Genomic DNA, 13,895 nt, shown 5'->3' with positions numbered 1-13,895 from the left:
GCCCACCTTTAGCGCACCCCGATCAACCTATGAAAAAGCTCGCATTTGTATTTGCTCACCCTGACGATGAAACGTTTGCCTGTGGCGGTACCATCGCCCGTTATGCCGCCGATCCCCAGTGCCGGGTCACCTTGTATTGTGCCACTCGTGGAGAAGCGGGCAGCACCGGCCACCCCCCTTTGTGCCGACCGGAAGAATTGGGAAACGTGCGGGAGCGGGAGTTAATGCAAGCAGCCGCCATTTTGGGACTGGATCACGTTTATTTGCGAAACTTCGGTGACGGACAGCTGCAAACAAAACCGATGCAACCGTTGATCGCCGATGTAAAACATTATTTTGAAGAGGAACACCCCGATGCTGTCGTCACTTTTCCTCCCCACGGCATTTCCGGTCATCCGGATCATAAGGTTATTCAGCGTGTTGCCGCAGAAGCCATCCGGCTAACGGAGCGGTCGATTGGGCTTTATCATATTGTTGTCCCAGAAGTCAACCCTCAACCATCGCAGTATCGTGACACGATTACGAACACCATTGACATAACCAACCACCGACATCAACTAATAAACGCGCTACTAGCCCACCGTACCCAACACCGCTCAGTGGAGCGAGTATTTCCCGCTGCGATAAAAAGGGATGTCAACCGGATGCGAACGGCGGAATATTATCAAGCTGTCCACTCGATTGCTGGAATACCCGACGATCAACTCTTATAAATATAAAAACAACCGCGTCCCTGTGGATCGCGGTCTACCATATTTATGAGAAGTAGCGAACAATTTCGCCCACTGCTTGGGATTCCCAGATTGTTTTTCCGTATTCAGCTAAGACATGTTCAGTGATAGTGGATGGTTCCGCAAACTCTGTTAAGATGGCGATCGCTTGTTTTAACGTCTCTGTTTCCATATCCGTATCGAGGACTAAGTAATACTGCCCTTGATAGGCGAAAACTTTACCGCCGTCCCCCATAATACGCTGTAGAGTATGAGCGGTCTGAACCAGATGTTCAAAGTCGGCAAATTGGAAGATCACTTGATCACTTTCTTCCAATGTTACCTCTAGTTCGTACATATCATCTCCATCCAGATCATCCAAATCGGATGGAGAGGGTGTACGTCCCCGTGTCACCACAACGACCATCCCCTGGGCCGGAAGGGCAAACACTTCCACCGCGACTGGACCCGCGATTTCAAAACCCAGCTCTTGATAGGCCTGATCCATCATATCGTTAAAAAGTTCATGCACCTTTGGAATATCCCGCCACATATCTTCTTTTTCAATCCCTCGTTCCATTAAGTCATCCAAGGATAAAAAGAAGCGGATTTTGTCTCGGCTCAGTCGCTCGACACGCATGGTTTACCCTCCCTCGCTGGAGACCCGCAATACAGCGTATGAGAGTGAGGCTTTCATCGTTACGCGGTCAGGTCTCCTTTTTCTTTCATTTTACCCCATCATACACGATAATTTGACCGGATGCATCAATCCCCTTTCCCCATGCAAAAAAAGACTTCATAGGTTAAAGATGCGTCAATTTTTTTCATGTATGAAAAAACGCCCGACCGCCAAGCCGGAACGCCATCATCATAACTGGCGGAGAGAGCGGGATTCGAACCCGCGCGGGGCTATACCGCCCCCTAACGGTTTAGCAAACCGTCCCCTTCAACCTCTTGGGTATCTCTCCCTATCAGTGACTGGATAAACACAAAAATGGCGGAGAGGGAGGGATTCGAACCCTCGAGACGGTGGTAACCGCCTACACGATTTCCAATCGTGCTCCTTCGACCTCTCGGACACCTCTCCAGAAAAAAAAACGAACGATATGGAAGTGTTACGATCGACATTTTATAATACGTTTCCACTGCTTGTCAAGGTTCTCACCTCATCTTTTTTCCCCATCCACTTTCGACGAGGAGGCGATGACTCCTTAGCCAGCGCAACCACTCCCGCAACATAAACAAACCCAGGATAAACAATGTATGCCCCGGTAAAAAAGTGAACAGAAAAACCCCAGCTCCCACAGCGGTAAAAATCATCAACCCCGGTCCGAAGCGACGGCGGTCCACCAACGGTAACGGCACATCCAACACCCATCCCAACCAACGGCGCACACGGGAGGCGAGCAGCCAAGAGGCCCATATGAGACTGGCTGAACAGAGCGCATAATCGAGCGACACCCACCGCCACCAACCGGCAACACCCGCTTCCGGTTCTGGTGGAAAACGCGCCACAGCAACCCAGGCCAATAGCCAAATCCAACCGACGATCAACCATCCATGCATCCAACCCCCCCTCTCCTCCACAGCATATTCGGGAGTAAAGAGGAAATATCACTTCCACCCTTTTCGGATCAGCACACCAAAAATAAAATCAATGGTAAAGTGTGCCGCGATTGCCGGTGCAAGTGATCCAGACCATTCCACCATCCACCCTAACACCGAGCTGATCACAAACAGCATAATAATCAAACCCCAATACCGCCAATAGCGAAAATGGATCATCGTAAAAAGAATACTGGTTCCCACCACCCCTAACCAGTGTTGCAGAGCCCCGCGAAACAAGAGTTCTTCAGCGACAGCTACACCAAAGGCGATTACTGCGATCACAGGGATGGGTAGATTGTGAAACAAAGCTTGATTGATACCCCCATCATCCACCCAGGAAGGCAACACAAAGCGACTTAAAGCCCAGTCAACCACCACGATACACAATCCAACGCCAACTCCTAAGAGCCAAGCGGAGACATCCCCCCACCCGAACAACTGCCAATGGAGTCGCCCTTGCATCCACAGCAATCCTACCGCCACTGTCCCAATCATAACCTGAGTCAAAAACAGATTCCACAGCAGCCATTTTTGTGAAAAGCGAGGTTGGGAAGATGCTTCCATACAGTTTTGCTCATCCTCCTGTAAGGGGACATTCTCCTGATCGATCATACGGGATACCGCTCCTTACTAGGCTTGAATTTCCGTCGCTCTCGTTCTACAATGAAGAGTGATTATAGACTGGATACTGCATTTCTTAAATGATGGGAAGGAGATTGTTATGCGCACTTGGGTAGATAAAGATACATGCATCGCATGCGGTGCTTGCGGTGCCGCCGCCCCTGACGTCTATGATTACGATGAGGATGGAATCGCCTACGTAATCTTGGATGACAACGCCGGGACCGCTGAAATACCGGAAGAATTACATGAAGAGGTACGGGACGCTCAGGAAGGTTGCCCCACGGATTCAATCAAAGTAGAAGAGTAAAATAGATACAAAAGCTGCTCCTCAGTGGGCAGCTTTTTTGAACACCTTCGTTATCGCGATCCATCCGCTCCTGGTGGTAGATCTTTCTCCTCTAGGTGAAGTGCTACCTCCGCCAGTCCCCCGTTTACATGAACAAGGTCCCACTGTTTCAGCTCGGCTAACCATTGAACGGCATAAACACTACGAACCCCATGGGCACAAAAGACAAACAATTCTCGTCCCACTTCCAGCTCGGGCCACCGTTGCGAAAGAGAATTTAGCGGAATTAGCACCGATCCAGGCACATGGTAAACTTTCCATTCCCGCGGTTCCCGTACGTCCAGCAAAAGAGCGTGTTGCAGCTCCTTTTTTTTTATTTTATCTGCAAACATTGCCGCTGTGATCTCCCGTATTTGAGACACAAACCGACACTCCTGTTCTTTCGTTTTAAGCTGTCCGTTTTCTTTGACCTTCTCCATTGTAACACGGACAGGGAGAGTACGTTGATTCTATTGAAAAAAGGGTCTACAATAGGGTGGATAGCGCACTCTTGGTAGGGTGTCGGTACATAATGAAACCTTGAGGAGGTTACCAAAATGGCAACAAATGAATTGATCGTCGACGCTTTTATTGAAATTCCCACCGGAAGCCAAAACAAATATGAATTTGACAAAGAGAGCGGCGTCTTTCGTCTCGACCGTGTACTCTACTCTCCCATGCATTATCCGACTGAATACGGTTACTTGGAAAACACCTTGGCCGAAGACGGTGATCCGTTGGATATCCTCGTCCTAACCACCTTCCCCACCTTCCCGGGATGCGTTATTGCAACGCGCGTCATCGGTGTACTGCTGATGTCCGACGATAAAGGCAAAGATGAAAAACTGCTCGGTGTACCAGTCGATGATCCCCGCTGGAACGATGTCAAATCCCTGGAAGATGTGCCCGCCCACACCCTAAAAGAAATTGAACATTTCTTCCAAGTATATAAAGACCTTGAGAATAAAGAGACCAAAATCGAAGGCTGGAAAGGCGCCGATGTCGCCGACGATCTGTATCAAGCTTCCCTTTCCCGCTACAAAGGCTAAAATAGGAGCGTACCGCTAGGTGCGCTCTTTTTTGATACAGGTGATTGACGAATTAACGAACTTTAATTAGCTGTTGACACCATTCCTTTACCGTGTTAGAGTAATCTCAACATTTTTCATGACATTGTGACGATGAAGGAGCCAAGCCCAAATGGGGAGCCTCAGAGAGCCGGTGGTTGCTGCAAACCGGTGCCCCCAATGGGTGGAGCACTCCCGAGTTGTTCGGCTGAATCCCAGTAGGCCGGACCGGCGATCCGTTATCTCAGGGTTCCCACGAGCGAACCCACAAAGGCCCGCGGCTGTGAAGCCCGGGCAAATGAGGGTGGCAACACGGCCTTTCGTCCCTCACTTCCCCACGGGAGGTGTGCGGTCGAAAGGCTTTTTGTATAGAGCAAAAGGAGGAGAGAAACCGTGAGCATGTTACAAGACAAATTTCGTCTGCAAATTCCGGGACCTACTCCCGTCCCCACACGGATTCAACAAGCGATGTTACGACCCATGATGGGCCATCGCGATCCCGAGTCATCCGAATTGGTGACCGCGTGTAGCCAGCGCCTGCGGCCACTGTTCGGCACGAGCCAACCGGTCCTCATCCTTACTGCCAGCGGCACCGCCGCACTGGAAGCCGCCGTCGTCAACAGCGTAAAACCCGACGGTGAAGCCGCTGTCGTCGTTACCGGCGCCTTTGGTGACCGCTTTGCCAAAATCCTAAACAAAAACAACATTGTCACCCATCGTTTGGATATCCCCTGGGGAAAAGCGTGCACCCCGGAAGAGTTGTCTGCCTTTTTAAAGGAGCGACCACAGGTGGAAGCCGTCTTCTTTACCTACTGTGAAACCTCCACCGGAGTGTTAAACCCGATCCGCCAACTGGCCGCCGTCGTGAGGGAACAGACCGATGCGTTGGTGGTGGTCGACGGCGTCAGCGCCGTCGGAGGAGCTCCGGCGCTCGCCGATGAATGGGGAATTGATATCCTGGTCACAGGAAGTCAGAAAGCCTTGATGCTTCCCGCCGGACTCTCCTTTGCCGCCGTCTCGCAACAAGCGTGGAAGCGGATCGAGGCCAATACCCGCCCCCGCTTTTACCTGGATCTAGCCGCCTATCGCGATAGCCTGGCGAAAAAAACCACCCCCTATACACCCGCCGTCTCCCTTTTCTACGGATTGGAAGCGGCCCTCGATATGATCGAAGAAGAAGGATTGGAAACCATCTTTGTCCGCCATGAGTTGATGATGCGCATGACCCGTGCCGGCGTTCGGAGCATGGGGCTAGAACTGCTGACGACGGAATCGGATGCCTCCCCTACCGTTACCGCTGTCAAAGGGGAAAATGGGAGCGCAGAGTCGATCCGTGCAGAGATGAAAAAGCTAAATATCCGTCTGGCCGGTGGGCAACAACATCTCAAAGGTAAAATCTTCCGGATCGGCCATATGGGCTATAGCGATCCCTTGGACATCGTAACAACGATCGCCGCCCTAGAAGTAGCCGCTACCCGTGCCGGAGTGCCGATCAAGCTGGGAGCCGGCATCCAAGCAACCGAGGAGGAATGGATTGATGCATCGCGTGCTGATCACTGACCCACTTAGTGAACAAGGAATTGAACAACTACTGCAAGCCGAAGACATTGAAGTGATTCGCAAAACTGATTTGACACCGGAGCAGCTCCTGCAAGAAATCAAAGAAGCGGATGCGTTGCTGGTTCGCAGTCAAACCCAGGTCACCGCCGAAGTGATTGCTGCCGGTAAGCAGCTAAAAGCGATTGGACGAGCGGGGGTAGGTGTAGACAACATCGATATCCCGGCCGCTACCAGCCGCGGCATTATCGTTGTCAACGCTCCCGACGGCAACACCATCTCCACCGCTGAACACACTTTTGCCATGCTCATCTCCCTGGCCCGCAACATCCCCCAAGGCTACCGTTCCACCATTCAGGGAGAATGGAAGCGAAAGCAATTTGTCGGTGTAGAGCTAAACAAAAAAACCTTGGGGATCATTGGATTGGGTCGAATCGGCACCGAACTATCGAAGCGAGCGCAATCATTTAATATGAAAGTATTAGCCTTTGATCCGTATCTCACTCAGGAACGGGCCCATAAAATCGGTGTCACGCAGGCGACTCTTGACGAAGTAATCGCCCAGTCGGACTTTATCACCGTTCATACGCCACTGACCAAAGAGACCCGCCATTTGATCAACGCAGACGCTTTCCAACGGATGAAAGGCGGGGTGCGGATCATCAACTGTGCTCGAGGCGGCATCATTGATGAAAACGCACTGCTGGAAGCGATCCAGGCAGGTAAAGTAGCCGGGGCCGCTCTCGACGTTTTTGAAACGGAACCGCCCGGTCACCATCCATTGTTTGAGCTGCCTCAAGTGATTGCCACTCCTCATCTGGGCGCTTCTACCCGGGAAGCACAGGAGAATGTGGCGATCGATGTTGCAGGGGAAGTGCTTCATATCTTACGGGGTGAACCTTTTAAAAACGCCGTCAATCTGCCTTCCATCCCCGCAGAACTACAGGAAAAACTGCGTCCGTATCAGATGATGGCGGAGAAGTTAGGCAGTTTTGCCAGCCAAGCGGCAGCAGGTGCACTACAGGAAGTAACCGTCAGCTTCTCCGGTGAACTGGCCGAGTGGGATACCGCTCCTTTAACCCGCATTATTCTAAAAGGAGCCCTCTCCCACTACCTGTCTGATGTCAACTATGTCAACGCTCCCCACCTGGCTAAGGAGCGCGGTGTGAAGGTGACAGAGCAAAAAGTGTCCAAACGGCATGGCTTCACCCATCTGATCCGGGTTCATGTCGCAACGGATACCCAGGACATCACCATCGCCGGTGCCCTGTTAAACGGATTAGGTCCGCGCATTGTCCGTATCAACGACTACTCCGTCGATGTGGAACCGGCCGGTCATCAGCTCTTCATCCAACACCATGATCGTCCCGGTGCCATTGGACGCGTCGGTACCATCCTCGGCAATCACGATGTGAACATCGCCGCCATGCAGGTCGGTCGCCGCGATCTTGGCGGCCGAGCCATCATGATGCTCCATATCGATAAGGCGGTGCCGGAGGGATTGTTGGAAAGCCTGGAAGAACTGGACGAAATCGATCACGTCACCGCTATCGATTTATAAGCCGACCAATGGTCGGCTTTTTTTACCGGCAAGGTTTCAATCCTTCCCCACAATGGGAATTCGGATGAAGGAAGCAAGGACCCGACCAAAAGGAGGAAGCGAAATGTCCAACAACCTTACCGAAAAAACCGCCATCGTTACCGGTGCCAGTAAAGGATTAGGGCGGGCCATCGCCCGTCGCCTCAACCGCAGCGGAATGACAGTAGTGGCCGCCGCCCGCAGTGAAGCAGCCTTACAGGAGATGGCGGCGGATCATCCAGGAATCATCCCTGTCGTTACGGATATCACCCACAGCGACGATGTGAAACAGATGGTAGAGACGGCGCTCTCCCACACTGGGCGCATAGATATTCTCGTCAACAACGCCGGCCTTGGCCACTTTGGCTCAGTGGAAGAATTAAGCGAAGAAGAGTGGGACCAGATGATGGATGTCAATCTAAAAGGGGCATTTCTCGCCTGCAAATTCGCCATCCCCCATCTAAAAAAGCAGAAAGGGCACATCGTCAATATCTCAAGCGTCGCTGGTACCGTCACCTTTCCGGGTGGCGGCGGATACTGCGCCTCAAAGTTCGGTCTGCAAGCCCTTTCCGACGTGTTAACCCAAGAACTGAAACAAGACGAAGTAAAAGTGAACACCCTTTGCCCCGGCTCCATCCAGACGGAGTTCTCCCATAATCCTAAATCTTACGCCTTGACAGCAGAACAAGTGGCAGAAACCGTCTGGATGATGGTTTCCGCCGATCCCGCCGTTATCTTCAACCAAATTATTATGCGCCCCCAGGTTCCACCGGAACTGCAAAAGTAAAAACGGAGCTCCCTTCCTGTGTGCGGATGGGAGCTCTGTTTTTAAACGATTAAAAGCTTAAGCGTCACCCTGGGCATGCCAGGGAAGATAAACCTTAAAGGTGGTACCCTCGTTTAGTTTGCTGTTCACCTCAACACTGCCCTGATGAGCCTCCACAATGTGTTTGACGATGGCCAATCCGAGGCCGGTGCCGGCCTGACCACGGGTGCGCGCTTTATCCGCCTTATAAAACCGTTCAAAGATAAAAGGCAGATCTTTCTCAGGAATGCCGCTACCCGTATCATGGACATTAAGCCGTACACCGTTTTCCAATTCAGTCACCTCAATCGAAACCCGTCCCCCGGCGGGAGTGTGACGGATGGCGTTGTCTACCAAATTGGTCAATACCTGCTCCACCTTATCTTCATCCCATTCAACGGTGGGAAGAGAGGTAGGGATATCGCCGATCAGCGTCACCTTCTGCTCCTTGGCGATCGCCTGAAATTTGCGTAAAACGCGGCGAATGAGTGCGGTAGCGTCCACCTTTGCCGTCTCCAACCGAATATGTCCTGCCTCCATTCGGGCCAGATCCAACAGCTCCCGTACCAGACGGCCCATACGCTGCGATTCATCGTTGATCACCTTGGCGATCTCTGCTTGTTCCTCTGGCGTCTGTGCAATCCCATCCAACAACGCCTCGCTGTATCCTTGCAACATTGACAGCGGTGTGCGTAACTCATGGGAGACATTGGCGACGAAATCCTTGCGCAGTTTATCGGTGCGCCGCTCTTCCGTCACATCCCGCAATACCGCCACAACTCCCCTTACCTGCTCATGGGCATATAGGGGAGCCATCACTACGGCCCAAGTGCGTCCATTGACAGTAATATCGCCAAACTGCTCCTGCTCACTCTCCACCACAAGCCTAAAAATCTTCCGTAAAGGAGAGGGCAGAGCGGGAGCTTCCTCTTCATCTCGACGCCAATGCTTCAATAGTTCCGCTGACGGCGGATTGGTCACGATCACCTGACCCTGGGCATTCATCGTGATCACTCCATCAGCCATACTGTGCAAAATACTGGCCAACTGTTCCTTTTCCTGTGATAGCGCATGAATTGATTCCTCCAACTGGGCCGCCATGCGATTGAAAGTGGCCCCCAGATCCGACAGCTCATCACGCTCATGGGAACGAACCGGCACACGGGTGGAAAACTGACCCTCCGCCATTTTTTCGGCCGCCTTTTTCATCTGAATCAATGGTTGCGTAATCCGCGTCGACAGAAAGAAGGCAAAGATGGTCGTCAAAACAATCCCAATCAATGCGGAAAAAAAGATCAGCTTCTTGATTTCATTTTCATTTAACTGTTCTTGTGTACGATAAAGAACCACCGCTCCTGTAATCTGATCCCCGTCATGGATCGGATAGGCCACCATCATAATTTCATCTTTAAACAAGGGAAACGTCGATTCTCCATCCTTACCCACCATCACCCGGCTGCGAAGCACTTGCTTCTCCCCTTGAAAAACCCGATCGATTTCGGTCTGTTCTAGAATATCCTGCCATGGAAACTCGGGAACATCAGGAGAGACTTCCAATTGCTGCGCCGATCTGTCCGGTCCCAGGATGATCGCATACGTGTCCCATAGATCCGCCACTTTTAAAAGCGAGCGGAGATACTCCGCTCGCTCGCTGTCGGTTCCCGGCTCTTCCAGTGATTGTTGTACATGTTGGGCCAACTGCTCCAAGTTGTTTAATTCCGCCTGATAATAAGCGTCCATAATCTGCTGGGACAAAAACAGGCTGAGCATGACCAGGATCAGCGTCACCAAAACAATGATCGTCAACCACAGCTTTCCGACGACACTGCGTAATATCACTCTTTTGGCACCTCAAGTTTATAGCCGACACCCCAGACCGTATTAATCATGGCGGCAGCAGGCGGAGAGACTCGGTTCAGCTTTTCCCGCAGGCGTTTGATATGAGTGTCCACTGTGCGCAAATCGCCAAAGAACTCATAATTCCATACATCGCGGAGCAGTTCTTCCCGGGTGAACACCTTATCCGGGGAAGCGGCCAGATAGTGAAGCAACTCATACTCCTTCGGGGTCAGCGACACTTCCATCCCACCTGCCCGTACTTCATGGGCATCGTGATCGATCGTCAGATCTGGGAACACGATCACATTGTGCGTCTCCGTCTCCGTCGATAAAAACGCTGTCACCGACGAACGGCGCAATACCGCTTTTACCCGGTGCACCAACTCACGCGGGCTAAAAGGTTTCACCACATAGTCATCGGTCCCAGCCTCAAAGCCTTCTACCCGGTTGCTCTCTTCCCCGCGGGCGGTCAACATAATGATGGGGGTTGCTTTTTTGCTGCGAATATTTCGGCACACTTCCAGGCCGTCGGAACCTGGAAGCATTAAGTCCAACAAAATCAGATCATAATCGGTTTCGATCGCTTTTTTCAATGCTTGCTCGCCGTCTTCCGCTTCATCGATGTGATAACCTTCCCGTTCCAGATACATGCGGAGCAGGCGGCGGATGCGATCTTCATCATCCACAACTAATATATGTTCCGGCTTGCCCACCTGACTCACCTCTTTTTACAATCCTCATATTCAGGCGTCTCTGATAATCCCACTGGATGCAGGAGGGTTGATACCGTTGTACCAATCGATAACGGACATACCGGATCGTACTCCCGCATATGGAAGGGATCAGAACGCTTAACAGACTATCTTTATCATACCATATCTTGTCATCCTTCTACTCAGGCATAAGAGTGAAGCCCTGCAATCACCAAATTGATCACAATCAAGTTGATCAAAATAATGATAAAACCGCCCACCGCCAACCACGCCGATTTGACTCCTTGCCATCCGCGCGACAGACGCAAATGAAGGTAAGCACTATAGAACAGCCAGGTGATTAGTGCCCACACTTCCTTGGGGTCCCATCCCCAGAAACGTCCCCAGGCTTCATGCGCCCAGATCATCGCAAATATCAACGCACCCAAGGTAAAGATCGGATAGCCGATGGCAATCGCCCGGTAACTAATCTCATCCATCGTTTCCAGATCCAAATTTTTCACCAAGGGATACAAGAGCTGGTAGAGTGGTTTACGGAAGGCCAACCGTAATATTCCGTAGAGGATTAACCCCGTCAACACAGACCACAGCACCGCATTCAGCTTGTTGGCCGCCTTTTCCCCCTGTATCCAGGAAGGAGCCTCAAACAGCGGGCCCTGCACCCCCAAAAAGGCAGGCACATCAACCGTTTCTCCCTGGTGTGGCCCTACAATGGGCGGCATCGAATACTCCTGCACCACCTGCTGCCCGTCTATCTGATGCTGGAAGGTCGCCTCATATCCGCCGAAACCGAAGGAGAGCAGGACAAAACTGGCAAACATCAGCACAACTGACAACGTCACCTCCAACCAGAGGGCGGTGGCAGTGTGATCCCGATCTTTACCGACCCAGCAGATCAAATAGATTAAACCAGCCATACATCCCACCGCCAATGCTCCCTCTCCCAGAGCGGCGGTGGTAACATGGATATGGAGCCAATAACTCTGCAGAGCCGGAATCAGCGGTTGCACCTCGCGCGGAAAGACCGATGCATATCCCAGCATAATCACAGCCAGCGGCATCACAAACGCGCCTAAGGTAATGGTGCGATACAAAAAGTAAATCACGATAAAGGCAGCCACAATCGCAAAACAGAGAAACGCGGTAAACTCAAACATATTGCTGGTAAAATGGCCACCCATCATCACTCGGATCACAATAAAACCGATATGGAGGGCGACACCAGCGATCGCCAAGAAGATTCCGCGTCGCCCCCACCGCGACATATGCACTTCTTTGCCGTCACGGGACCCTTTTCCCGTCACTGCCATCACAAATGTGATGGAAGCCAACAAATACAGAAAAAAAGTGATGAGCAGGAGTATTTCCATCGTTTGTTCCATTGTAAGTTCCTCCTACCGTTATTCCGGTTGTTCGGGAGAAAAAGAGAGCGGTGTGCCGGCTTTTGCCGTTGCTTCCTCCAAATCTTTTCTTAACCCGAACCAGTTTTTATTGGTATGAGCCCCCACAAACAGACTCCCTTCATGCCAGCGAATCCATACACGCCGATGGAACCAGAAGAATCCCATACATAAGCCAACCATAAAAATACCGAGTCCAAAGAAAATCACCGGCAAACTTTTATCGATACGAACCATCAACCCGGACGCGTTCACCATCTCAATATCCTTCAGCTCCATGGCATAGCGATTGGCGTCGTTGACATCGTCCAGATTGGTTCCCGAGATCATCCAAGATTTCTCCGGCTCATCCAGTTGGGGCGAGTTCACCGCAAAGATAAAGGCGGGTCGATTGGGGACTTCCGATTTGGTGGTGGGGCGATTCTCCTCCAGCACAAAATCGGGGAAGTAATCCAAAATCCGGACCGTCACTCCATCCTCCAATTGATACTCAGTTTTTGGATCATATAGATCAATCGTAATCGATCCCAGATCCTTATCCCCTTCCCGATCTTTCATATTCAGGACAATTGTCTTGGCCTGATTGGGTTGAAAATCGGATTGATACAATAACAACCCTTCATATTCCAGCGGATGGTTTACCACGATCGATCCGCTCTTCACTTCCCGTAAATCGCCACTTTCTTCATCTTTCTCATAAAGAACCACTTCGGTTTCATATTTCTTTACAACAGCTGGCGTCTCATCCAGCTGTTGTGGCATTTCATCCTCATCATACAATTCAGCGAAGGCACGCTCATTTTTGATGTAATAAGGAACATCTGGGAGCTTTTTTGTCTCCCCTTCCTGTAGATAGACAAAATCATCCAGATACCAACCGGGAATGAGCCGCATCAGCGTACCAAACAGAAAGATAATCAGACCGATATGGTTAACATAAGGACCCCAACGACTAAAACGCCCTTTTTCCGCCAGAATGGAGTCCCCTTCCCGGCGAACGCGGTAGCGCTTGTCGGCCAGTTCCTCAGCCAACCGGTCCAGCGTCTGTTCCTTCTCCTCAGCCTTGACCGCGTGGGAGCGACTCGCCCGCTGGCGTTGGATAAAGGTGATATTCTTGACGACCCGCTGATTTTTTAACGCTTTATACAACGGCACAACCCGATCGAGACTACATACCACCAATGATATCCCAATCATCGCCAACAAGGCGATAAACCACCATGAATTGTACATATCGGAAAGGCCCAAACGATAAAAGAGATCGCCCCATATGCCGTATTCCTGTGCATAATAAACGTCAGGCCGGTTTGATGGGATAAATCGTTCCTGCGGCAACAGCGTGCCTAAGATCGACGCTAATAACGTAATCACAATCAAATATATCGCCACTTTGACAGATGAAAAAAAGTTCCAGATCCGATCCAAGATCGTTTGGTTTTGCGTTTGCGAACGACGGGCTTTACCCTCGTACCGCATCTCAAGCGGCTGGTCCTCTTTTTCCTCATCTAACGGCTTCCCACAGTACTCACACAACGTGGTACCGACGGGGTTGTTATGTCCGCATTCACACTTGGTGTTAACCACCGATTTCACCCCCGCTTCCCGGGAGGAATCCCAACATTGGAGAAAACCCCCGTTCATTTCCCCATTATACCGCCAGGTCATCGA

At 51.3% G+C, this 13,895-nt stretch carries 14 protein-coding genes and 2 tRNA genes; 6 read left to right on the top strand and 10 right to left on the bottom strand.

The window, feature by feature from the left end:
* The first annotated feature begins 29 nt into the window (after positions 1–29).
* Positions 30–713, top strand: coding sequence for a PIG-L deacetylase family protein (locus tag C8J48_RS06040; RefSeq protein ID WP_107725426.1), 684 nt, complete (start codon positions 30–32; stop codon positions 711–713).
* Between the two features lie 43 nt (positions 714–756).
* Here C8J48_RS06040 and C8J48_RS06035 read toward each other — a convergent pair whose 3' ends face one another.
* From C8J48_RS06035 to C8J48_RS06015, 5 genes are all read right to left on the bottom strand, one after another.
* Positions 757–1,350 (bottom strand): genetic competence negative regulator, encoded by a 594-nt coding sequence (locus tag C8J48_RS06035; RefSeq protein ID WP_107725425.1) that lies wholly within the window; start codon positions 1,348–1,350, stop codon positions 757–759.
* Between the two features lie 235 nt (positions 1,351–1,585).
* Positions 1,586–1,678 (bottom strand) — tRNA-Ser (locus C8J48_RS06030).
* 27 nt (positions 1,679–1,705) lie between these two features.
* A tRNA-Ser gene (locus tag C8J48_RS06025) sits at positions 1,706–1,797 on the bottom strand.
* Positions 1,798–1,871: 74 nt separating this feature from the next.
* The gene (locus tag C8J48_RS06020; protein ID WP_107725424.1) at positions 1,872–2,276 is read right to left on the bottom strand and encodes a hypothetical protein; all 405 of its coding nucleotides are present in this window, start codon (positions 2,274–2,276) and stop codon (positions 1,872–1,874) included.
* A 48-nt stretch (positions 2,277–2,324) separates the two neighbouring features.
* Entirely contained in the window at positions 2,325–2,930 is a 606-nt protein-coding gene (locus C8J48_RS06015) for a CPBP family intramembrane glutamic endopeptidase (RefSeq protein WP_107725423.1), read from the bottom strand.
* Positions 2,931–3,039: 109 nt separating this feature from the next.
* Here C8J48_RS06015 and C8J48_RS06010 point away from each other — a divergent pair, with 109 nt between their 5' ends.
* The gene (locus C8J48_RS06010) at positions 3,040–3,249 is read left to right on the top strand and encodes a ferredoxin (protein ID WP_107725422.1); all 210 of its coding nucleotides are present in this window, start codon (positions 3,040–3,042) and stop codon (positions 3,247–3,249) included.
* Positions 3,250–3,299: 50 nt separating this feature from the next.
* Here C8J48_RS06010 and C8J48_RS06005 read toward each other — a convergent pair whose 3' ends face one another.
* Positions 3,300–3,650, bottom strand: a complete 351-nt coding sequence (locus C8J48_RS06005; protein WP_170105211.1) for a rhodanese-like domain-containing protein — start codon at positions 3,648–3,650, stop codon at positions 3,300–3,302.
* A 174-nt stretch (positions 3,651–3,824) separates the two neighbouring features.
* On the opposite strand from C8J48_RS06005, the gene C8J48_RS06000 reads away from it, so the two are divergent.
* The 4 genes from C8J48_RS06000 to C8J48_RS05985 all read left to right on the top strand — a co-directional run bounded on the left by C8J48_RS06000 (position 3,825) and on the right by C8J48_RS05985 (position 8,257).
* Positions 3,825–4,316 (top strand): inorganic diphosphatase, encoded by a 492-nt coding sequence (locus tag C8J48_RS06000; protein ID WP_107725420.1) that lies wholly within the window; start codon positions 3,825–3,827, stop codon positions 4,314–4,316.
* Between the two features lie 417 nt (positions 4,317–4,733).
* Positions 4,734–5,894, top strand: coding sequence for a pyridoxal-phosphate-dependent aminotransferase family protein (locus tag C8J48_RS05995; RefSeq protein ID WP_107727610.1), 1,161 nt, complete (start codon positions 4,734–4,736; stop codon positions 5,892–5,894).
* On the top strand, positions 5,872–7,452 hold the full coding sequence (gene serA / locus C8J48_RS05990) for a phosphoglycerate dehydrogenase (protein WP_107725419.1): 1,581 nt from the start codon (positions 5,872–5,874) through the stop codon (positions 7,450–7,452). The genes C8J48_RS05995 and serA overlap by 23 nt, the downstream gene beginning before the upstream one ends.
* 103 nt (positions 7,453–7,555) lie before the next feature.
* A complete protein-coding gene (locus C8J48_RS05985) occupies positions 7,556–8,257 on the top strand; it encodes an SDR family oxidoreductase (protein ID WP_170105209.1) in 702 nt (233 codons plus the stop codon).
* Positions 8,258–8,314: 57 nt separating this feature from the next.
* Here the strand turns inward: C8J48_RS05985 and C8J48_RS05980 are convergent, their stop codons facing one another.
* From C8J48_RS05980 to resB, 4 genes are all read right to left on the bottom strand, one after another.
* Complete coding sequence (locus C8J48_RS05980) at positions 8,315–10,114, bottom strand: ATP-binding protein (RefSeq protein ID WP_245891076.1); 1,800 nt, start codon at positions 10,112–10,114, stop codon at positions 8,315–8,317.
* Positions 10,111–10,836: a response regulator transcription factor gene (locus C8J48_RS05975; protein WP_107725417.1), complete on the bottom strand. Its 726-nt coding sequence runs from the start codon at positions 10,834–10,836 to the stop codon at positions 10,111–10,113. Before C8J48_RS05975 ends, C8J48_RS05980 begins: the two co-directional genes overlap by 4 nt.
* Before the next feature lie 173 nt (positions 10,837–11,009).
* Complete coding sequence (gene ccsB / locus C8J48_RS05970; protein ID WP_107725416.1) at positions 11,010–12,209, bottom strand: c-type cytochrome biogenesis protein CcsB; 1,200 nt, start codon at positions 12,207–12,209, stop codon at positions 11,010–11,012.
* 18 nt (positions 12,210–12,227) lie between these two features.
* Positions 12,228–13,811, bottom strand: coding sequence for a cytochrome c biogenesis protein ResB (gene resB, locus C8J48_RS05965; protein ID WP_107727608.1), 1,584 nt, complete (start codon positions 13,809–13,811; stop codon positions 12,228–12,230).
* Between the last annotated feature and the right edge of the window lie 84 nt (positions 13,812–13,895).

The organism is Desmospora activa DSM 45169 (assembly GCF_003046315.1).
Lineage (GTDB): Bacteria > Bacillota > Bacilli > Thermoactinomycetales > DSM-45169 > Desmospora > Desmospora activa.
Note: the sequence above shows the minus strand (reverse complement) of the source record. Positions and strands in the feature narration are given on the sequence as shown.